Raw genomic sequence first — 21,549 nt, forward strand, 5'->3', positions numbered from 1 at the left:
ATTATGACAAAGAATATGATACAAGACCAAGCAAGCGGACTACGCCGCTTAACACAACCGTCTTTAACTAAAGTTATCTCGGTAACTGGGGGCAAAGGTGGTGTTGGTAAATCAAACGTAACCTTGGGCATGGCCATCTCGATGGCGCGTCAGGGCAAAAAAGTGATGGTGTTGGATGCCGACTTAGGCTTGGCGAATGTCGATGTAATGTTGGGAATTCGACCAAAACGTAACCTAGGCCATGTTTTGGCGGGTGAGTGTGAGTTAAAAGATGCGATTGTCGAAGGTCCTCACGGTATTCGCATTATCCCAGCAACGTCAGGTACTCAAGCCATGACGGAACTCTCTCATGCTCAACATATCGGCCTCATCCGAGCGTTTGGCAGTTTAGAAGATGAAATGGACGTATTGCTCATTGATACGGCGGCTGGTATCTCAGATATGGTAGTGAGTTTTTCACGCGCAGCTCAGGATGTAGTTGTCGTTGTGTGTGATGAACCTACATCAATTACGGATGCCTATGCTTTAATTAAGCTGTTGAGCAAAGAGCATCAGGTGCAACGCTTTAAAATCGTTGCAAATATGGTCAGAAGCTATCGTGAAGGCCGAGAATTGTTCGCAAAGTTGACCTTGGTCACAGAGCGATTCTTGAATGTGAGCCTTGAGCTCGTAGCATGTATTCCGTTGGATGATAAAGTTAGACAAGCAGTGAAAAAACAGAAAATTGTTGTCGATGCATTTCCAAGATCTCCTGCGGCATTAGCGATTGGTTCATTGGCAAGTAAAGCGCTTACTTGGCCAATACCGAAAACCCCGAGTGGACATCTTGAGTTTTTTGTTGAACGCTTACTAAATAGACCTGAGATGTTAGAGGAACCATTTGGTGAATAAGGCCTTGACCTATGACCAATACGCAAACCAAAACAGTCAGCGAGCTTTTTTAGAAAAATACTCGGTGCTCGTGAAGCGTATTGCTCACCACTTGCTAGGGCGGTTACCGCCAAGTGTGCAAGTGGAAGATCTTATTCAGGCGGGCATGATCGGTCTACTTGAAGCTCAAAAGAACTACGACGGTAGCAAAGGAGCGAGCTTCGAAACGTACGCAGGCATCCGTATTCGTGGTGCTATGCTAGATGATATTCGCCGTGGTGACTGGGTTCCGCGCTCGGTGCACAAATATAACCGCGAGGTTAGCCAAGCGATATCAGCGCTCGAAGGTGAGTTGAATCGAGACCCAACTGATGCAGAAGTTGCGCAGCACATGGGTATTAGCCTTGAGCAATACCATACGATTTTAACCGATATTAACTGTTCACGTTTGGTGGGAATTGAAGATCTCGGAGTCTCTGAAGATGTGATTTCTCCCGAAGACAGCGAAGAAGAGAATGTACCGTTTCAAGGGGTCGCTGATGAGTATTTTCGTCAAGCTTTAGTCGACTCGATCAAATCTCTTCCAGAACGAGAGTCACTAGTACTTTCGCTTTATTACGATGAAGAGTTAAACTTAAAGGAAATCGGCGAGGTAATTGGTGTTAGCGAGTCACGCGTTAGCCAAATATTAAGCCAATCAATGCAGCGTCTACGCACTAAGTTGAGTGCTTGGACAAAATAATGAGTAAACATCACTGATCTCGAACTCAGTGGAGGCAATTTTGAATAAAAACATGAAGATCCTTATTGTTGATGACTTCTCAACAATGCGCCGTATCGTTAAGAACCTACTTCGTGATTTGGGCTTTAATAATACCCAAGAAGCGGATGATGGCTTAACGGCGTTACCTATGCTTAAGAAAGGTGAGTTCGACTTTGTCGTGACAGACTGGAATATGCCAGGTATGCAAGGTATTGACCTACTCAAGCATATTCGTGCCGACGATGAGTTGAAGCACTTGCCAGTGCTAATGATCACTGCAGAAGCGAAGCGCGAGCAGATCATCGAAGCCGCTCAGGCGGGTGTAAACGGCTATATTGTGAAGCCATTCACTGCGGCAACGCTAAAAGAAAAATTAGATAAAATTTTTGAGCGCTTATAGTCAAGGGTTTGACAGAAAGCGTTAAAAGGCCAATTCAGAATGATTTCATTAGAACAGGCAAAGCAACTCGTAGATTTGTTGGAAAGCGGCCAGCAACAAGAAGCGGATTCTCTTGTTAAGGGCATCTACGAGAATCAAAAAAATCCAATGCTACAAGAGATTGGTGAGTTGACTCGTGATTTACACGAGTCAATCAAGCACTTTAGCGTGGATGAGCGCATGAGTGAGATCGCCAATGACGAAATCCCAGATGCAAGGGATCGCCTCCAATACGTCATTGACAAGACTGAAGTCGCTGCCAACAAAACTATGGATGCCGTCGATCGTTGTATGCCTATTGCAGACAACCTTCACGAAGGACTACTCAAGGTTCGCCCACAGTGGAATGAACTGATGCATGGTCGTATTGAACTCGCAGAGTTCAAAGCCTTATGCCACCACATTGATGATCTTCTCGGCGAAGTGGAAGGCGACAGTTCTGAGCTAAGAGGGCAGCTAACTGAAATACTCATGGCTCAAGATTTCCAAGACTTAACTGGCCAAATCATTCGCAGAGTGATTACTTTGGTTAGCGAAGTCGAGGGTCGGCTAGTCGAAATTCTGACAGCGTTTGGCTCTAGCCAGTTGGAAGAAAGCACTGATAAAAAGAACAAAGCAGCAACGGATCCAGAAGGTCCTATTCTTAACCCTCAAGAAAGGGAAGATGCCGTTTCATCACAAGACGAAGTTGACGACTTACTCTCGAGTCTTGGGTTTTAGAGGTAATATATGAGCTACGATTTAGACGAAGATATTCTTCAGGACTTTTTAGTTGAAGCAGGAGAGATTTTGGAACTTCTCTCTGAGCAGTTGGTAGAGCTAGAAAACAACCCTGACGATAAAGATCTATTAAATGCTATTTTCCGTGGTTTCCACACCGTCAAAGGTGGCGCGGGCTTCCTAGCGTTGAGTGAACTGGTTGATACCTGTCACGGTGCCGAGAACGTTTTCGACATTTTGCGTAATGGCCAGCGCCAAGTTAACGCCGGTTTGATGGATACGATGCTTAAAGCGTTGGATACCGTTAACGAGCAGTTCCAGGCGGTGCAAGACCGAGAGCCTTTACCTAAAGCCGAACAAGACCTGCTTGATGAACTGCATCGATTAAGTAACCCGGAGTCAGCAGACGAGGCGGTCGTAGCTGAAGAGCAACCTTCTGTTGCCGAAGAGGCACCAGTCGAACCACCACAGGTTGAAGAAGCTGCAGAGGAGTCTTCTCAGATCTCTGCTGGTTCGATTGATGAAATAACCCAAGACGAATTCGAAAAATTGTTGGATGAGTTGCATGGCTCTGGAGCTGCACCAGGAGCGTCGAGTTCCGCCTCTGACGCACCAGCATCTCCACCTCCTGCTGCGTCAAGTAACCAAGACAGTGGCGATATTACCGACGATGAGTTTGAAAAGTTGCTTGATGAGCTTCATGGTTCAGGTAAAGCGCCCGGAAAAAGTGAACAAGCCACACCTGCGGAATCAAAACCAGCCGCTCCTTCTGCTCCATCTGAAGCGGCTGGTGATAGCGATTTGATGACCGACGAAGAGTTTGAAAAGCTCCTGGATGAGCTGCACGGCTCTGGTAAAGGGCCATCACCGGAAGAGCTTGAAGCTGCGACTAAGCCTGCAAGTACACCGCCGCCAGCGGCTAAGCCTGCAGAACCCGCTAAGCCGGCAGCTGCGCCTGCACCTTCCGCTCAGGCTGCACCTCAACCACCTGCTAAAAAAGAGGCTGTACCACCTGCGACACAAGCGAAGAAGCCACAAGCTGAAGCCACTGTTCGTGTTGATACCTCAACCCTAGACACCATCATGAATATGGTTGGTGAGCTGGTATTGGTGCGTAACCGTTTGTTAAGTCTTGGTCTTAACAGCAATGATGAAGAAATGTCCAAAGCGGTATCGAATCTTGATGTAGTCACCGCTGATTTGCAGGGCGCAGTGATGAAGACGCGCATGCAACCGATCAAGAAAGTGTTCGGTCGCTTCCCTCGCGTAGTACGAGATCTTGCTCGAAGCCTTAATAAAGACATCACGCTCGAAATGCGTGGTGAAGATACCGATCTAGATAAGAACCTGGTCGAAGCACTGGCCGATCCATTGATCCACTTGGTGCGAAACTCAGTAGACCATGGTATTGAAATGCCTGACGACCGTGTGGCCACAGGTAAGCCGCGTACAGGTAAAGTCATTTTGTCTGCGTCACAAGAGGGTGACCATATTGAACTCGCCATTGTTGATGATGGCGGTGGTATGGATCCGGACAAGCTACGTGCAATTGCTGTGAAGCGGGGCATGATGGATGAAGACGCGGCGTCGCGCTTGACAGATAAAGAGTGTTTTAACCTTATCTTCATGCCAGGTTTCTCTAGTAAAGAGAAGATTTCAGACATATCGGGTCGAGGCGTGGGGATGGATGTGGTGAAAACCGCGATCAACACTCTAAACGGTTCGATTGATATCGACTCTGAATTGGGTAAAGGGACGAAAATTACTATTAAGGTTCCACTGACTTTGGCTATTTTGCCGACGTTAATGGTTGGTGTGGCTGGAAACCCATTTGCATTACCATTGGCGAGTGTCAGTGAGATTTTCCACCTTGATTTGAGTCGCACCAACGTTGTTGACGGTCAATTGACGATTATCGTGCGTGAAAAGTCGATACCACTATTTTACCTACAGAACTGGTTAGCACCGCACATGGGACACGTTGAACGAGGCAAAGGCCACGGTCATGTCGTCATCGTTCAAATTGGTAACCAGCGTGTTGGTTTTGTTGTGGATACTCTTATTGGACAAGAAGAAGTGGTGATTAAACCATTGGACAACTTGCTCCAGGGTACGCCAGGTATGGCAGGTGCAACCATTACAAGTGACGGTCATATAGCACTTATTTTGGATGTGCCTGATTTGCTTAAGCAGTATGCCGCTGCTTCGCGAATCTAAGTCGCGAAATAAAGAAGGACAAATATGGCGATCAAAGTATTAGTTGTTGATGATTCAAGTTTTTTCCGCCGCCGAGTGAGTGAAATTATCAACTCAGACGCCCGTTTAGAAGTCATTGATGTGGCGACTAACGGTAAAGAGGCGGTAGAGAAAGCACTGCGAATCAAGCCTGACGTCATAACAATGGATATTGAAATGCCAGTGATGGATGGCATCACTGCGGTACGTGAAATAATGGCGAAGAGCCCGGTACCCATTTTGATGTTCTCTTCGCTGACCCATGACGGCGCTAAAGCCACTTTAGATGCGCTCGAAGCGGGCGCACTAGACTTTTTGCCTAAAAAGTTTGAAGACATCGCCCGTAATCGTGACGAAGCCGTTACTCTGCTCCAACAACGCGTGATACAGATTGCTTCAAAGCGTGCCTCAATGCGCCGTGCCATCGCTCGCCCCGCGACTCCTGCTCGTCCTGATAGTTCGAGTACCTTGCGCCCGGCGACTAGGCTATCACCTGCCGCTAAACCAGCGGTTGCAACACGCTTTAAATCATCAGGTAAAAAGTATCAGTTGACTGCGATCGGAACCTCTACTGGCGGTCCTGTCGCACTGCAAAAAATTCTAACTAAACTGCCAGCTAACTATCCGCATCCAATTGTGTTAATCCAACATATGCCAGCGACGTTTACGGCAGCATTTGCGAGTCGATTAAATTCGCTATGTAAGATACAGGTCAAAGAAGCGGAAGATGGCGATGTACTAAAACCGGGTGTGGCGTACTTAGCCCCAGGTGGCAAGCAAATGATGATTGATGGTCGGCCCGGCTCTGCCAAGCTGCGTGTGATCGACGGCGGTGAACGCATGAATTACAAACCTTGTGTTGATGTGACTTTTGGAAGTGCAGCCAAGATTTACGCTAATCAAGTTCTATCTATGGTTCTTACTGGTATGGGGGCAGATGGGCGAGAAGGCGCGCGTATGCTAAAAAGTGCGGGGGCTACTATTTGGGCGCAAGATGAAGAGAGTTGCGTTGTTTATGGCATGCCACAAGCTGTCGCGAAAGCTGGGATTTCAAGTGAAGATCTGCCACTTGATAGGATCGCTGAGCGTATGTTAGTCGAAGTAGGCCTAGCATAGAGGGTACGTATGATTGTATGGAGCATAGCAAACCAAAAAGGTGGCGTCGGTAAAACGACGACGACGATTACCTTAGCAGGTTTGTTAAGTAAACAAGGAAAGCGCGTACTACTTGTTGATACCGATCCACATGCATCGCTGACGACCTATCTAGGTTACGATTCTGACAGCGTGCCTTTTAGCCTGTTCGACCTGTTCCAACTCAAAGAGTATACCGCTCAGTCGGTGATGCCACTGGTGATGAAATCAGATATCGAGGGTATAGACATTATTCCCGCACACATGTCGCTAGCGACGCTAGATAGGGTGATGGGTAATCGCAGTGGTATGGGGTTAATTCTTAAACGAGCACTAATGGCAATTCGTGAACGCTACGACTATGTACTTATTGATTGCCCGCCGATCTTGGGCGTCATGATGGTCAATGCATTAGCAGCCAGTGATCGAATTTTAATTCCAGTCCAAACCGAATTTTTGGCAATGAAAGGCTTAGAACGCATGGTTCGAACACTAGCGATCATGCAAAAGTCGCGCAATAAATCTTTCAATGTCACAATTGTGCCTACTATGTACGACAAGCGCACGCGTGCATCCTTACAGACCTTACAGCAGTTGAAGAAAGATTACCCAGATCAGGTCTGGTCATCCGCTATTCCTATTGACACTAAATTTCGCGATGCAAGCTTGAAACACCTGCCTGTTTCACATTTCGCTTCAGGAAGCCGGGGTGTGTTTGCTTATAAGCAATTGTTGATTTTTCTAGAGAGGTTAGCCATCGATGACTAGCCAATCATTGCTATCTAGTGAACAAGCTCTTGATGATTACTTTTCTGCTTTACTAGAAGAGGTAGTGGAGGAATTCGAACCTCACGAGAGCGCACAAGAGCCAGCGCTTGCTGCTGTGGCACAAAATGATTCGCTTGAACTTGCACCTATGATGCAGTCGGTTGAAGAAAAAAGCTATTTTCACTTGCCGACCGAAGAAGTCGAAGTGCCAGATCTCGAAGATGTCGAGCGACTACTCAAACAGCTAGAGACGACCAATCCAGTCGCTGATCTTGAACTTGAGCAAGTGATGGAGCAGAACACGGTTGAAATAGCGCAAGCTCAGCCGGAGATCGCAGTTGACGAGATTCAGGAATGGGATATAGACGAGCCAGCGGTAGATATCGCCGTCGACATTGCAGAGCCTCAGGTCGAAACCATAACTGAGGTCGAACAACAGGTTGAAACTGTCCAACCCCGAGTGGATATCGATGTTGATCCCCAAGTTGATTTGGTCGATGATCAACTGCTCGAAGTAGATCAAGCCATTGAAACGAAAGCTGGGGATAGTGATCTCAATAGTTGGCAGTCGACGCAGCGCGATGTGGAGTTTCAGGTGCTGTATTTTGACGTTAATGATGTCACTTTTGCCGTTCCGTTGGATGAATTGGGTGGAATACATCGCACTGCTGAGATGAATCACTTAATCGGCCGTCCAGATTGGTATCTCGGTCTACAAACCAGCAGAGAATCCCAACTGGATGTTGTCGATACAGCCAAGTGGGTTATGAGCGAGAAGCTTAAAGATGATTCCTATAAAGAGAATTATCAATATATTGTGATGCTTGGCGAAAGCATGTGGGGACTAGCTTCAACTCAGTTGATGGGGACTGAAGCATTAGATCCAGCAATGGTTCGCTGGCGCGAAACGGCGGGGAAGAGACCTTGGCTCGCTGGAATGGTGAAAGAAAAAATGTGTGCTTTGATCCACGTTGAAGCATTGATAGCTATGCTTAATGCAGGACTTGATGTTAAAGCATTAGATAATTAGAACATTTATGCCGATTTAGGCTTAGAGAGGATAAGGTATGTCTCAAACTAATGAAGTAGAAGTAAGAAAAGAGCAGTCTAACGACGAAGTGCTTCAGTGGGTGACGTTCCAGCTTGAAGAAGAAACCTATGGCATCAACGTGATGCAAGTGCGTGAAGTATTGCGTTATACCGAAATTGCTCCAGTTCCAGGTGCACCTGATTATGTCTTAGGTATTATCAACCTTCGTGGTAACGTAGTGACCGTGATCGACACGCGTTCACGCTTTGGTCTAATGGAAGGCGAGATTACCGATAACACCCGTATCATTGTTATCGAATCTGAGCACCAAGTGATTGGCATTTTGGTTGATAGCGTTGCTGAAGTTGTTTACCTACGCTCATCAGAAATCGATACCACGCCAAGTGTTGGCACAGATGAAAGTGCTAAGTTCATTCAAGGCGTCAGCAACCGAGATGGCAAGCTATTAATTCTTGTTGATTTAAACAAACTGCTCACCGATGAAGAGTGGGATGAGATGGCTCACCTATAATGGACATCAGTTGGATGACAAATGCTCCGGTCATCGCCGGGGCGGTTGTTTTAGTCATATTGCTGTTGCTATTTGTGATGTTTCGGCTCAAAAAGAGTCAGACGAGATCCGCCGAGCACTTGCGCCAACAAAACCGTCATCTAGACAAAGAGCTACAAAAAACCAACAAACAGTTGCTAGAAGTGCGTTCTGTTGTGGTTGGATTGGGGCAAAAGGTCAGTGAACAAAACGATTTGATCCAACATCTTGGAGAGCGTATCACTGAATTAGAGCAAGCCGACAGCGATGGTCGACTCTATTCTCGAGCCAGCAAAATGGTTCAACTGGGCGCTGATCTAGATGAATTGATTGAAGAGTGTGAACTGCCAAAAGCAGAAGCTGAGTTAATGCTGTCATTGCAAAATAAGCTGACGGGCAAAGAAAAAATCCCTCCTCTCGAAAGCGGCCTTCAACGTCGCAAACTCGCCAGCCGTAAGACAAGCGGAAAACGTTAATGATAAAAAGTGCCTAACGGCACTTTTTTATATTTGATTGTAACCATTTAGTGGTAGTTACTAAGATTTATGATTAAATATTAACAGATTCTTACTTAGTTTCGTGATTCGTATAGGTCTATTTCTGTTTTGAGTTCAATAGGCTGTGTTAAGATACAGCCTCGAAATTTATCTAGTGATCCCAAATGTTAGAAGTATCTCAGTTGACAGCGATTAGAGATGAAAGAATTTTATTCGAATCTCTGTCTTTTACCATAGATTCCGGCGAGTTAGTTCAGGTCGAAGGAAGAAATGGCACCGGAAAAACCACCTTATTACGTATCATTACTGGCTTGGGTGATCGTGATAGCGGCGAGATACTTTGGAATGGGGAAACGATTGAATCCAATCGTGATGCTTTCCACCAAGAGTTGCTGTTTCTCGGCCATCAAACCGGAGTGAAACGCGAGCTGACTGCCTATGAAAATTTGCGCTTTTATCTTAGTGTCCACGCAAAAAACAAGGTGGATAAGCCAACGATCTATCAAGCCTTGACCAAAGTCGGCTTAGCGGGACGTGAAGATGTCCCTGTGGCGCAACTGTCAGCCGGTCAACAACGACGCGTAGCGTTAGCGCGCTTATGGTTGAGTGACCATAAGCTTTGGATTCTTGACGAGCCATTGACGGCGATTGATAAGCAGGGTGTGAGCGTACTGGAGTCGCTATTTTTGCATCATGCCGAACAAGGTGGGATCGTGATGTTGACTACTCACCAAGACATGTTTGCTGATAATCCAAAACTACGCAAAATTAAACTGGGTGATTGAGATGTTGAGCACGATGCAGAGTATTATTCGACGTGAGCTATTGATCGCCTTCCGTCGTCAGGCCGATATTTTTAACCCGTTGTGGTTTTTTATTATTGTTATCACGCTATTTCCGCTCAGTATTGGTCCAGAGCCGAACTTACTCGCGAGAATTGCCGCAGGTATTGTGTGGGTAGCGGCTTTACTTTCTGCGCTGCTATCGCTTGAACGGCTTTTTCGAGATGATTTCCAGGACGGTGCACTTGAGCAAATGATGTTGATGCCGGTCCCGCTTCCAGTTGTGGTTATCTCTAAGGTGATCGCGCACTGGTTATTAACCGGGCTGCCACTCATTTTGATTAGCCCGTTGCTGTCTATTTTATTGTCACTTGATTTCAATACTTGGTTTGGTGTGGTGTCGACCTTACTCATTGGTACACCGACATTAAGTTTTATTGGTGCTATCGGTGTCGCTTTGACGGTTGGTCTGCAAAAGGGCGGTGTGTTACTCAGTTTGTTGGTTCTGCCGTTGTATATCCCAATTTTGATTTTTGCCACCTCGGCCATTGATGCTGCCTCGTTAGGAATGGCGTATAACGGCCAGCTAGCCATTTTAGGCGCCATGCTAATGGGTGCGATGACGTTAACGCCATTTGCGATCAGCGCCGCATTACGAGTGAGTGTCAATTAATTGCTGGCGGTCAGCAGTTATTTTCCCTTTATGTATATTACAAAAACAATAATTTGTTTAGCCCACGTTAAACGAAACTGAAGTAAGAGTGAGAACGACAATGTGGAAATGGCTCCATCCTTATGCCAAACCGGAATCCGCTTATCAACTGTGTGGAAAGTTACTCCCTTGGTTTTCAATGCTAGCCCTATTGTGTCTCTCCGTAGGCACGGTATGGGGCCTAGCCTTTGCCCCCTCCGATTACCAACAAGGCGATAGTTTCCGAATCATTTATATTCACGTTCCTTCTGCTATTTGGTCTATGGGCGTGTATATGTCGATGGCGATAGCGGCTTTTATTGGCATCGTATGGCAAGTTCGTCTTTCAGATATGGCAGCATCTGCGATGGCGCCAATTGGTGCGGTCTACACTTTTATCGCTTTGCTCACTGGCGCGGTATGGGGTAAGCCTATGTGGGGAGCGTGGTGGGTATGGGATGCACGTCTAACTTCCGAGTTGATTCTGCTGTTTCTCTATTTAGGGGTGATTGCCCTTTACCACGCGTTTGATGATCAGAAAACAGCCTCAAAGGCGGCGGGGATTCTTGCCATTGTGGGTGTCGTCAACCTACCTATCATCCACTTTTCTGTTGAGTGGTGGAACACCCTACACCAAGGGGCGACCATCACTAAGTTTGAGAAACCATCGATTTCGAGTGACATGCTATGGCCACTGTTACTCAATATTTTTGGTTTTGCATTCTTCTTTGGTGCGGTGACTATGATTCGGCTGCGCAACGAGATCATAAATAAAGAGAGTCATCGCCCTTGGGTGTTGAAGCTGGCACAAGCCGCATCTCAGAGAGGTAACTAATTATGCATTTTGAATCTTTGAGTGATTTCTTAGCCATGGGCGGTTATGCCGGCTATGTTTGGAGCGCATTTGGTATTACATTTGGCGCCATGTTGATTTTACTGTGGGTGAGCGTTAGGCGTGGACGCCGCTTACTCAACGAGGTACAAGCCAAAGTCGAACGACAGGCGCGTATTGATGCGGCGAAAAATTTGGAGAACACATTATGAACCCAAGACGTAAAAAGAGGCTCGGCATTGTTCTTGCGATCTTTATTGGTATTAGTGCCACAATAGGCCTAATGCTTTATGCTCTTAACCAAAATATGGACTTGTTCTATACCCCAACGGAGTTGGTTAACGGCAAACCTGATGGAACGAAGCCTGAAGTTGGTCAGCGTCTGCGTATTGGCGGTATGGTCGTGGTTGGTTCAGTCAAGCGTGACCCTGAATCTTTGCGTGTTTCTTTCGATTTGCACGATGTTGGCCCGTCGGTCACTATTGTTTACAACGGTATTCTTCCAGATTTGTTCCGCGAGGGGCAGGGTATTGTCGCTCAGGGTGTTTTAAAAGATGCAACGACCGTTGAAGCGTTCGAAGTACTGGCAAAACACGACGAAGAGTATATGCCACCTGAGATTGCGGAAGCGATGAAGAAAACACATGAACCGCTTCAATATACCGAACAACAAATACAAGGAAGTGGTCAATGATTGCAGAAATCGGTCACTTTGCGCTGATCATCTCTTTAGCGCTAGCGGTATTATTGAGTCTCTTACCGTTAGTCGGAGCATCAAAAAACAACACACTATTAATGAATAGTGCCAGACCTCTTTCTTGGGGAATGTTTTTATTACTCGCGCTGTCATTTGTCATTTTGCTTTGGGCGTTTTATGTCAATGATTTCACACTGAATTACGTTGCTAGCAATTCAAATAGCCAGTTACCTTGGTACTATCGCCTAACGGCGGTTTGGGGAGCGCACGAAGGCTCATTACTACTTTGGGTACTGATCCAGGCTGGCTGGACGGTGGCCGTGGCCTCATTTAGCCGTGGCATGCCACAGGAGTCGGTCGCGCGAGTGTTAGCGGTGATGGGCATGATCACGGTAGGGTTCTTGCTGTTCATCATCCTAACTTCTAACCCGTTCTTGCGTACATTGCCGTTCTTTCCAGTTGATGGCCGCGACTTGAACCCGCTTCTTCAAGATCCTGGTTTAATCATCCATCCACCTATGCTTTACATGGGTTATGTTGGTTTTTCCGTGGCGTTTTCATTTGCGATTGCCTCACTAATGACTGGCCGTTTAGACACCGCTTGGGCGCGCTGGTCTCGTCCTTGGACAACCGCCGCATGGCTGTTCTTAACACTGGGTATCGCGCTTGGTTCATGGTGGGCGTATTATGAGCTCGGCTGGGGAGGCTGGTGGTTCTGGGACCCAGTTGAGAATGCCTCATTTATGCCTTGGCTCGCCGGTACCGCGCTGATGCACTCGTTAGCCGTGACAGAGAAGCGTGGTACGTTTAAAGCTTGGACTGTTCTACTGGCAATCTCTGCATTCTCACTGAGCTTACTGGGGACTTTCTTGGTGCGCTCGGGCATTTTAGTGTCGGTGCACGCATTTGCTTCTGATCCTGCGCGTGGGATGTTTATTCTCGGCTTCCTTGTGTTTGTCATTGGGGGATCGTTGCTGCTGTTCGCAGTTAAAGGGGCGTCGGTACGTGTGCGTGGTAACTTTGACCTTGTATCGCGTGAGAATGCGTTGCTTGGCAACAACGTGCTGCTGATCGCTGCGCTAGTCGTGGTGTTAGTGGGTACCTTACTGCCGCTAGTTCATAAACAGTTAGGTCTAGGCTCAGTGTCTATTGGCGCTCCTTTCTTTGACATGTTGTTCGCCTGGTTAATGATTCCGTTTGCCTTCTTACTCGGCATTGGGCCTCTGGTTCGTTGGAAGCGCGATAACTTGGCGAAACTGGCCAAACCTATGCTGCTATCGGGTGTTGCTTCGCTCTCACTGGCCGCAGTATGTGTGCTGCTGTTCTCTGATCATTTCCTATTTATGGCCTATTTGGGCTGGGTAATGGCATGGTGGATCATATTGTTGCACGGTTATGAATTGCATCAACGAGCGACTCACAGACACACGTTCCTTGAAGGGGTGAAAAAGCTTCAGCGAAGTCACTGGGCAATGATGCTAGGTCATTTGGGATTGGCGGTGAGCATAATCGGTATCGCCATGGTTCAAAACTACAGTATCGAGCGTGATGTTCGTTTAGCACCTGGCGAGAATTTCCAAATTCAAGGTTACGATTTCTACTTCCAAGGCGTGCGCGATAAAGACGGTCCAAACTATGATGGCTATATCGCTGACTTTGAAATTACCTTAGATGGCCGCTATATCAATACGTTGCACGCAGAGAAGCGCTTTTATACCACGGCACGTTCGATGATGACCGAAGCGGCGATAGATCGAGGCGTCACTCGCGATTTGTACATTGCTTTGGGCGAGCGTTTGGATGACAACAAGTCATGGGCTGTACGCATTTATCACAAGCCGTTTGTTCGTTGGATTTGGGCTGGTTCGTTACTTATGGCTCTAGGCGGTGCGATCGCTATTAGTGATAAACGTTACCGTTTCAGAAAAAGTGCCAAGGCTCAGGAGGCGTAATGAATAAGAAATTATTGTTTATTCCACTGGTCGCGTTTCTTGGTTTGGTGGCGGTTTTCGCCACTCAACTTATCAAGAATCAGCACGGTGATGATCCAACTAAACTCGAGTCGGTACTGGTGGGTAAACCAGTACCGAGTTTTCGCCTAGAAGACTTAGCAGAACCTGGGAAGCTTTACGACCAAGCGATTTTTAAAGGAGAGCCTTTGCTGCTCAACGTTTGGGCGACTTGGTGTCCTACCTGTTACGCTGAGCATCAATACCTAAATGAGCTGGCCTCAGATGGGGTGAAGATTATTGGTATGAACTATAAAGACGACCGAGAGAAAGCCGTCGGTTGGCTTAACGATTTAGGCAACCCATATCTGATTAGCCTGTTTGATGGTAACGGCATGCTCGGGTTAGATCTCGGAGTGTACGGTGCGCCAGAGACGTTCCTTATTGATGCCAATGGCATCATTCGGTATCGCCATGTAGGGGATGTCAACCCGCGTAATTGGAATGAAATACTTAAGCCTAAGTATCAAGCAATGCTTGAGGAGGCGAAACAATGAAAAAGTGGTTATTAACGCTGACGATCAGCTTATTGCTGGCGCTTTCTGCTCACGCCGCGATTGAAGTCTACGAGTTTGAGAGTTTAGAGCAAGAACAACAGTTTAAAGAGCTGGGAAACACGCTTCGTTGTCCTAAATGTCAAAACAATACTATCGCAGATTCTAATGCCGAGCTTGCGGTAGACTTACGTCATAAAGTGTACGAGATGACCAAAGAAGGTAAGTCTAAGCAAGAGATTGTAGACTACATGATCGCGCGTTACGGTAACTTTGTAACCTACAATCCTCCTTTTACACTGGCGACTTCGATTCTCTGGCTAGGCCCGCTAGCGGTGGTGTTATTTGGCTTTGGATTTATCGTTGTGCGGAGTCGTCAAACAGGTGCTCAAATGACCAAAAGCCAGCAACAGTGGGACGACGAAAAAGAAGCCCGTCTTAAGGCGTTGCTCGATGAACAGAATGATGGAGATAAGCAGTAATGACGTTATTTTGGATAGCTTCGATCATTCTAGTGGCGATCAGCATACTCTTGATTGCGCTGCCGTTTATCAAACAAAAAGCCAATAATGATGCCGCCTTGCGTGACGAGCTTAATAAAGCTTTTTATAAGGATCGGCTTGAAGAACTAGAAGAAGAGAGCGATGAAGGCTTAGTTGAGGATCAACAAGAACTGATTGAAGACTTAAAGCAATCACTGCTTGATGATATTCCAACTGATCAAAACAAAATCGCAGAGAACTCGTTTTCACCGCTGACGGTGATATTACCGTCTGCTTTGCTCGTCGTTGTGCTCTCTTACGGGCTCTATTTCAAGTTTGGTGCTTCGCAAGATGTCATGGAATGGCAAGAGGTGAGTGCTAACTTACCAGCTTTGTCGAAGAAACTGATGTCGCCTCAAGGCGCTGCTTTGAGTGACGATGAAATGCAAGACCTTACGCTCGCTCTGCGTACTCGGCTTCATTATCAACCCGATGACTCGACCGGTTGGTTACTGTTGGGTCGAATTGCGTTAGCTAACCGTGATGTAGATACCGCGATTGGCTCAATGAAAAAAGCGTATAGATTAGAGCCAGAAGACACCGATGTTATGTTGGGCTATGCGCAAGCGTTGATGCTTTCACAAGATGATGTTGACCAAGATAAGGCCCGCAATATCTTGGGTAAGTTGGTTCAGCAAGATTATGTCGACTTACGGGTTTTCTCGCTACTTGCCTTTGATGCGTTTGAGCGCAAAGATTATGCTGCCGCGGTACGTTACTGGACCATCATGCAACAAATGATTGGCCCAGAGGATAGCCGTTACGAAATGCTTTCACGCAGTATCGAGAATGCACAGAAGCAAATGGGTCAGCAAATCGGAACTGGCGAGTCGGTTTCAGTGACCATTCAACTTGGAAAAGAGGTGACAGCCGACCCGAACGCAGCGCTCATTGTTTCGATTCATTCTGCTGATGGATCGCCAATGCCAGTTGCGGCTGCGAGATATCCGGTTGGAACCTTCCCTCGTACTGTGATACTCGACGATGGCAATAGTATGCTGCAAGAGCGTAAGCTCTCATCCCTTGACTCTTTGCTAGTGCGAGTACGTATAGATAGTGATGGAAACGTCGCAACCAAACAGGGGGACTGGTTTGGTGAGAGCGAAGCCGTTAGAATGGGCGAACCCGTTGAAGTGGTAATTAATAATCAGTACCAGTAGAGACTGATTATCAGGACGACTAAGGCTGGTGGTGACATCAGCCTTTTTTAATGGATATCATAATAATGAAAATTATCAAACCGCAGCACTGGCTTTTGCTGTGTACAATGTTAGTGGTATCAGGGTGTGCATCGTTACCCGTTGAACAAGACGGTGTGTCAAGTGAAGCGCAAGTTTGGGACCCCATTGAAGGATTCAACCGTTCAATGTGGACGATAAACTACGAGTATCTTGATCCCTATTTTGTGCGACCAGTCTCGTTGGCTTATGTCAATTACGTTCCTAGCCCAATTCGTTCGGGCATCAGCAATTTTCTTGGCAATCTAGATGAACCCGCCAGTATGATCAATAACTTACTTATGGGCAATGGCGGAAAAGCGTTAGACCATTTCAATCGATTTTGGATCAATACGACCTTGGGCTTAGGTGGTTTGTTTGATGTTGCTTCAGAAGCTGGGATCACGGATCATAGCGAAAAGGCATTTGGTGATGCTGTTGGTCACTATGGGGTAGGCCATGGGCCTTATGTGATGGTGCCAGGCTATGGTCCTTGGACAGTGCGAGAAAGCGCGGATCTCGTCGATAGCACGTATATACCGCTCTCCTTTCTCAACATCTGGGCAGGTCTAGGTAAGTGGGCCCTTGAAGGGATGGAAAGTCGTGCTGCGTTGGTCAGTCAAGAGGCGATGTTAGATAACTCTCCAGACCCCTATGCTCTGACGCGAGACGTCTATATTCAGCATCAAGACTTCAAAGCTGAAGTCGAAACCGATGACTATGATGCTGAAGAAGAAGCCTATCTCGATGATTATCTTGATGACTTCTAAACAAAAAAAGGCTTGGTGAACCCAAGCCTTTTTTGTTTCAAGTGAGTTTAGAAGGTGTAGTTGGCTTGAATACCGATAAGCCAGATGCTTCCGCTGACTTCGCCGACAAACTCACCAGCTACAATCTGTGCTGCGTCATCAGAAGTGTAGCCACGCGATTCTTTAATAGGAGCGTCTTTGGCAAGGATATAAGTGATACCGCCATCAAGAGTGAACTGTTTACTCACTTCATAGCTAGCACCCAAGCTTAACCAAGTACGGTCGGTTTCGGGAATGGTAATGGTGCGGTTCTTATCGCTAACCGCTGAAGTGTCGTAAGCAATACCGGTACGAAGAGCAAGCTTAGAGTCTAATTGGTAGGTTGCACCGAGTGCAAAGCGGTAATTATCTTCCCAGTTTTCTTCTTTAACCATTTTGGTGCCGTAGGTGTTCAGTTCGGCCTCCAGTTTTTCGAAGCTGCTCCAATCTGTCCAGTTTACACTGGCATGGATAGCCAACTTATCATTTAGTTGGTGGAAACTGGCTATCTCTGCCGTTGCGGGAAGCTCCAGCCTCATTGAACCATTGTCACGCGCATTGGCAAGGGCAATGTTAAAGCCCAATCCTGTGGCGTAACCTTTAAGGTTGAGCTTTACGGCGGACTTATAGGCGAAGCCGACTCGGTGGTCTTCGTTGATTTGCCAGGCGGTACCTACTTGCCAACCAAATGCGGTATCGTCTCCCTCCATATATTTAAGGGTTGTTCCTTTGGCTGCCGACAACACGTTGTATTGAGGTGTTTTAGCTCCAAAACTACCTTCACCCATAACATACCTGACACCGCCGCCGATACTGAACTGCTCGTTGAGTTGGTAAGCGAGGTTTAGGTTGGCTTCCATCGTCATCACGCTTGCTTCGTTGCCAAAATGTGAGGCAGCAAAATCATTGCCTAAGTCCGTTTCCATGCCATAGTTAGTACCAAGCGCAAAGCCGACGGCCACTTTATCATTGTAGCGATGTGAGATGTAAAGATTAGGAATGATAGCATCGTGTGCAAAATCAGATGAAGAAGCATTTGACGTTGGCAATAAAGGACTAGCTGACTTAGAACCGTCAACAGTGCCGTTCACATCAATATTCGGATCAACATAAATAGCCCCAACAGAGATTTGTGTGCCTTCTAAATGAGTCAGCATCGCTGGGTTGCGCCACTGCGCACTCGCATTGTCGGCTATCGCAGCTTCACCAGCGTAAGCGCGGCCAAGGCCGGTGGCGGAGTATTCCGCTAACTGGAAACCAGCAGCATGAATGGACGTTGACGTTGTCACTAGACCGCACGCTACTGCGAGAGATAGAAGAGTCTTATTGGTTTTCATTGTAATGTTCGCTGAATTGATTCTATATCGGTGGCATGATGATAAAGTTAGAGCTATTACTTTAAAAATTAAAAACACCGTATTGGATGTTTTTGGAGTTTTATATTGCAATTGTTAATTTGGTAGTGAAAGGTGCTGCTTGTTAAAGAAGTGTTTCAATACTTCAGCGTACACATGTGTTGAATAAAAACCTTTGCGAGTACACTTGTACGCTAGAATTAAGCGTTTGGCCGCAAGATACTGAGTAGTGGCATAGGGTTAGCCAATAAAAAGGCCAGCGTATGCTGGCCTTAGGATTATATGAGTGTTAGCTGAGTTTAGAATTTATGCGTGTATTGTGCACCAAACAACATCGCTGTCGCTTTGGTTGTTGTATTAAGTACTAAGATGCCATCATTGATAGTGTCGTTAACTTTCTTTTCTTTACCTACCAAGTACGTAAAGCCAAAGTCAAAAGCTTGATCTTTATTAATATGATAAGTAGCTCCAGCTGAGAACCATTGACGGTCCGAATCGGGTACCGATACTGATGTCAGCTTATCCTGTACCCCTTCATCAAACATATAACCTACGCGCGCTTCCCAATCCTGGTTGATGTAGTAGGTACCACCAATTGAGTAGTGGAAAGTATCTTGCCATTGGTATTCTTTAATTTCTGTACCGTTTGTTGTAACCAAACGGTCGAAGTCACTCCAACCAATCCATTGGACACTGTAGTGGACAGCAAACTTAGTGTCTTCGATACGGTGGTAACCCGAGAACTCAAACATATCAGGCAATGGGATCTTAAGATCACCAATATTTGAGTCGCCATTGTAAGAAACTGTACCGCCGACCTCTTTCTCCGGACTATAGTGGTAGCTCAGGCCAAAACGATTGTTCTCGTCTAACTCATAGACTGTGCCAATATTAAACCCAAGCGTCCATGTATCTGCTTCGACGTTAACTAAGTCATCTGTCAAAGGGATGTTAGAAACTTGAGATTGGGTACCCGGAGATTGTCTTTTTAGCTCGCCTTCACCATAGATAATATCTAGACCACCACCGATGCTCCATTGTTGGTTGATCCGATATGATGCAGCCAACAAAATATTCATAGTAGTAACATTGGTTACACCGCCGAAAGCATCAGCGCCAGGTGTTGTAACTAGTGGACCACCACCAAGGTCTAAATGGTCAACATTTGAACCAGCTCCCCAATTACTATCGAACTCGTTAGTTGTCCCAAAATTTGAGTAAGCACCGAAGCCAACTGCAAACTTATCATTAACTGGATGCACTAAATAAAAGTTTGGTATAACAGACGTTGCATTGTTAGTGGTGTCTGGAATCGTTTGAGTTGAGTCAGTAGCAAGTGCGTTCAGTTCTGTACCATTTGTAGTAAATTCCGAACCCGTAACTTTTACTTTCGAATCAATAATATTGAAACCTAGAGAGACTTCAGTACGGTCAAATAGCGACATCGCAGCTGCGTTACGAGACATCACTGATGCGTTATCGGCGATAACCGCGTCACCAGCGAAAGCACGACCAAGGCCTGTAGCTGACTGTGAATTTAGTTGGAAGCCAGCAGCGAGAGCTTGCTGCGAGGCGAGAGTGGCGGTTGTAATGGTCACTGCTAATAGTGATTTTTTAAACAGACGCGTCTTGTTCATTTTGCTTTTTCCTTTTCTCTTCGCCTCTGCTGGGCGATATTATTTGAGCAAAAGCTCAGTGGTGGCTGATACTAAGCTCAAGTATAAGATATAGAAATCCGACCATTGCCAACTTGGGCGATAAAATTATGGAAATGATGTATATCTGGCAGGAAAGTGTTGCAAAAATGGTCTTTTTAGAGTCTGTGCTCTAATTTTGTGCTAAAAAATTGGCTTGGACGAAATATCCAAGCCATGATGGCGATCACAAAATGTTGCTATTTTGTTAAATTGACGGTTTGATGATTGATGACAGCTTTTGGACGATGATCGCCACATTTTCACCTTGCTCACCGACCAAGATTAAGCTGTTATTGCCCATTGGTTCAATAACCCCTGACATACCCTCTTGATTAAAGTCGACAGCTTGCTCGGCGGAGATCCCAGTTAAAAATAGGGTCACTTTGCCTTTTTGCCCTTGAAATACCATGTGTAGCGCGTTGGATTGACCAAAACCGCAATGGTTGAGGTAGTACACATGATATGGAAAGTTGGCCGCTAACTGGTGGTCAAAGGGAGCCATCTTGGCGTTGATCTGCGAAGAGGGCACTTGTTCATCTAAATGTTCAACAAACGGTTTCTCATCCACGACATGTTTGATCGCTGTAGAGGCTAGGCTCGCTTCGGCAGGAGTGACAACAATGTTGCCCCAGTTGACCTGACCAACTAGTAATCCCGCGACAAACGCAATTGATGCTGCCATGGCCATCGCTTTGCGCGCAAACGTTGGACGAATGACGGTCTGCTCTTCAAGTGACGAAGTCTGGTTGAACAGAATTCGATCGGCCAGATCATCGGGCACATCCACGAGCATCGCTTTGGCTATTTTTTTGTCTAGCTCGCCAATTTCGTCGGCGAACTGGTTGTGTTTGTCACTCGTTTGTATCGCCGCAACGATGTCTTTGTCGCGACATTTGGGGTCGGACATGATGCGTCGACGGAATTCTAACTCATCCATTTTGCTGCCCTCTCTGCTTGGTATCTGTATCCAACATTTCTTTGAGTTGGTTCCGGGCTCGAAATAGGCGAGTCATCACCGTATTTTTGTTCAGATCCAAAATCTCACCAATCTCTTCACCACTAAATCCGCCCACAACTTGAAGAAAAAGTGGTTCACGATACTCTTGTTCCAGTTTCATGATTTGCGCTTGAATCCATTCTGTTTGATGGTGTGGGTCGTCACTGACCTTGGCATCATTACCATGGTCATCGATATCTACCAGATCAAACTGTTTGCGTTCGAAACGGCGCGCATTTTCTCGGCGTAATATGGTGATCAACCATGACTTCGCTGCTTTTTCATCTTGAAGGCTGTCGAGTGATTTCCAAGCTCTTAAACAGGTTTCTTGAACCAAGTCTTCCGCAATGCTTTGATCTTTGCATAACCAATAAGCATATCGAAACAGGTCCCTGTGGTAAGCTCTGACTAGCGCTTCGTATTTTCTTTGTCTGTCCATATC

At 46.4% G+C, this 21,549-nt stretch carries 24 protein-coding genes; 20 read left to right on the forward strand and 4 right to left on the reverse strand.

The features are described from left to right. Positions 1–3 precede the first annotated feature (3 nt). The 20 genes from FCU94_RS04550 to FCU94_RS04645 all read left to right on the forward strand — a co-directional run bounded on the left by FCU94_RS04550 (position 4) and on the right by FCU94_RS04645 (position 17,040). Positions 4–891 carry a MinD/ParA family protein gene (locus FCU94_RS04550; RefSeq protein WP_176287353.1) on the forward strand — a complete coding sequence of 296 codons (888 nt, stop codon included), beginning with the start codon at positions 4–6 and terminating at the stop codon, positions 889–891. Beyond that, on the forward strand, positions 884–1,612 hold the full coding sequence (locus FCU94_RS04555; RefSeq protein ID WP_176287354.1) for an RNA polymerase sigma factor FliA: 729 nt from the start codon (positions 884–886) through the stop codon (positions 1,610–1,612). Before FCU94_RS04550 ends, FCU94_RS04555 begins: the two co-directional genes overlap by 8 nt. Positions 1,613–1,664: 52 nt before the next feature. Then, positions 1,665–2,033: a chemotaxis response regulator CheY gene (cheY, locus tag FCU94_RS04560; protein WP_006879571.1), complete on the forward strand. Its 369-nt coding sequence runs from the start codon at positions 1,665–1,667 to the stop codon at positions 2,031–2,033. 39 nt (positions 2,034–2,072) lie between these two features. Then, positions 2,073–2,792 (forward strand): protein phosphatase CheZ, encoded by a 720-nt coding sequence (locus tag FCU94_RS04565; RefSeq protein ID WP_176287355.1) that lies wholly within the window; start codon positions 2,073–2,075, stop codon positions 2,790–2,792. Positions 2,793–2,801: 9 nt separating this feature from the next. Beyond that, entirely contained in the window at positions 2,802–5,009 is a 2,208-nt protein-coding gene (locus tag FCU94_RS04570; protein ID WP_176287356.1) for a chemotaxis protein CheA, read from the forward strand. Positions 5,010–5,033: 24 nt separating this feature from the next. Beyond that, the gene (locus FCU94_RS04575) at positions 5,034–6,143 is read left to right on the forward strand and encodes a protein-glutamate methylesterase/protein-glutamine glutaminase (protein WP_176287357.1); all 1,110 of its coding nucleotides are present in this window, start codon (positions 5,034–5,036) and stop codon (positions 6,141–6,143) included. A 9-nt stretch (positions 6,144–6,152) separates the two neighbouring features. Continuing rightward, positions 6,153–6,929: a ParA family protein gene (locus tag FCU94_RS04580; protein WP_176287358.1), complete on the forward strand. Its 777-nt coding sequence runs from the start codon at positions 6,153–6,155 to the stop codon at positions 6,927–6,929. Beyond that, positions 6,922–7,959, forward strand: coding sequence for a chemotaxis protein CheW (locus tag FCU94_RS04585; RefSeq protein ID WP_176287359.1), 1,038 nt, complete (start codon positions 6,922–6,924; stop codon positions 7,957–7,959). Before FCU94_RS04580 ends, FCU94_RS04585 begins: the two co-directional genes overlap by 8 nt. Before the next feature lie 37 nt (positions 7,960–7,996). Continuing rightward, complete coding sequence (locus FCU94_RS04590) at positions 7,997–8,491, forward strand: chemotaxis protein CheW (protein WP_004413313.1); 495 nt, start codon at positions 7,997–7,999, stop codon at positions 8,489–8,491. Further along, on the forward strand, positions 8,491–8,985 hold the full coding sequence (locus FCU94_RS04595; RefSeq protein WP_176287360.1) for a DUF2802 domain-containing protein: 495 nt from the start codon (positions 8,491–8,493) through the stop codon (positions 8,983–8,985). The genes FCU94_RS04590 and FCU94_RS04595 overlap by 1 nt, the downstream gene beginning before the upstream one ends. Positions 8,986–9,170: 185 nt before the next feature. Then, entirely contained in the window at positions 9,171–9,791 is a 621-nt protein-coding gene (ccmA, locus tag FCU94_RS04600; protein ID WP_176287361.1) for a cytochrome c biogenesis heme-transporting ATPase CcmA, read from the forward strand. Between the two features lies 1 nt (position 9,792). Beyond that, a complete protein-coding gene (gene ccmB, locus FCU94_RS04605) occupies positions 9,793–10,461 on the forward strand; it encodes a heme exporter protein CcmB (protein ID WP_176287362.1) in 669 nt (222 codons plus the stop codon). Between the two features lie 100 nt (positions 10,462–10,561). Then, on the forward strand, positions 10,562–11,314 hold the full coding sequence (locus FCU94_RS04610) for a heme ABC transporter permease (RefSeq protein WP_176287363.1): 753 nt from the start codon (positions 10,562–10,564) through the stop codon (positions 11,312–11,314). Between the two features lie 2 nt (positions 11,315–11,316). After that, positions 11,317–11,523, forward strand: coding sequence for a heme exporter protein CcmD (gene ccmD, locus FCU94_RS04615; RefSeq protein WP_176287364.1), 207 nt, complete (start codon positions 11,317–11,319; stop codon positions 11,521–11,523). After that, positions 11,520–12,005 (forward strand): cytochrome c maturation protein CcmE, encoded by a 486-nt coding sequence (gene ccmE / locus FCU94_RS04620; protein ID WP_176287365.1) that lies wholly within the window; start codon positions 11,520–11,522, stop codon positions 12,003–12,005. Before ccmD ends, ccmE begins: the two co-directional genes overlap by 4 nt. Continuing rightward, positions 12,002–13,960, forward strand: a complete 1,959-nt coding sequence (locus FCU94_RS04625) for a heme lyase CcmF/NrfE family subunit (RefSeq protein ID WP_176287366.1) — start codon at positions 12,002–12,004, stop codon at positions 13,958–13,960. Before ccmE ends, FCU94_RS04625 begins: the two co-directional genes overlap by 4 nt. Then, entirely contained in the window at positions 13,960–14,514 is a 555-nt protein-coding gene (locus tag FCU94_RS04630) for a DsbE family thiol:disulfide interchange protein (protein WP_176287367.1), read from the forward strand. Before FCU94_RS04625 ends, FCU94_RS04630 begins: the two co-directional genes overlap by 1 nt. After that, positions 14,511–14,993, forward strand: coding sequence for a cytochrome c-type biogenesis protein (locus FCU94_RS04635; RefSeq protein WP_176287368.1), 483 nt, complete (start codon positions 14,511–14,513; stop codon positions 14,991–14,993). Before FCU94_RS04630 ends, FCU94_RS04635 begins: the two co-directional genes overlap by 4 nt. After that, complete coding sequence (ccmI, locus tag FCU94_RS04640; protein ID WP_176287369.1) at positions 14,993–16,213, forward strand: c-type cytochrome biogenesis protein CcmI; 1,221 nt, start codon at positions 14,993–14,995, stop codon at positions 16,211–16,213. Before FCU94_RS04635 ends, ccmI begins: the two co-directional genes overlap by 1 nt. Positions 16,214–16,278: 65 nt before the next feature. After that, the gene (locus FCU94_RS04645) at positions 16,279–17,040 is read left to right on the forward strand and encodes an MlaA family lipoprotein (RefSeq protein WP_176287370.1); all 762 of its coding nucleotides are present in this window, start codon (positions 16,279–16,281) and stop codon (positions 17,038–17,040) included. A 47-nt stretch (positions 17,041–17,087) separates the two neighbouring features. Here FCU94_RS04645 and FCU94_RS04650 read toward each other — a convergent pair whose 3' ends face one another. The 4 genes from FCU94_RS04650 to FCU94_RS04665 form a co-directional block, all read right to left on the reverse strand. Further along, complete coding sequence (locus tag FCU94_RS04650) at positions 17,088–18,395, reverse strand: outer membrane protein transport protein (protein ID WP_176287371.1); 1,308 nt, start codon at positions 18,393–18,395, stop codon at positions 17,088–17,090. 317 nt (positions 18,396–18,712) lie between these two features. Next, positions 18,713–20,050, reverse strand: a complete 1,338-nt coding sequence (locus tag FCU94_RS04655; protein WP_176287372.1) for an outer membrane protein transport protein — start codon at positions 20,048–20,050, stop codon at positions 18,713–18,715. A gap of 265 nt (positions 20,051–20,315) precedes the next feature. Further along, on the reverse strand, positions 20,316–21,047 hold the full coding sequence (locus FCU94_RS04660; protein ID WP_176287373.1) for a DUF3379 domain-containing protein: 732 nt from the start codon (positions 21,045–21,047) through the stop codon (positions 20,316–20,318). Continuing rightward, positions 21,040–21,546 carry a sigma-70 family RNA polymerase sigma factor gene (locus FCU94_RS04665; protein ID WP_217906374.1) on the reverse strand — a complete coding sequence of 169 codons (507 nt, stop codon included), beginning with the start codon at positions 21,544–21,546 and terminating at the stop codon, positions 21,040–21,042. Before FCU94_RS04665 ends, FCU94_RS04660 begins: the two co-directional genes overlap by 8 nt. Positions 21,547–21,549 lie beyond the last annotated feature (3 nt).

Origin of the sequence: Vibrio sp. JPW-9-11-11 (assembly GCF_013369335.1) — a bacterium.
Taxonomy (GTDB): Bacteria; Pseudomonadota; Gammaproteobacteria; order Enterobacterales; family Vibrionaceae; genus Vibrio.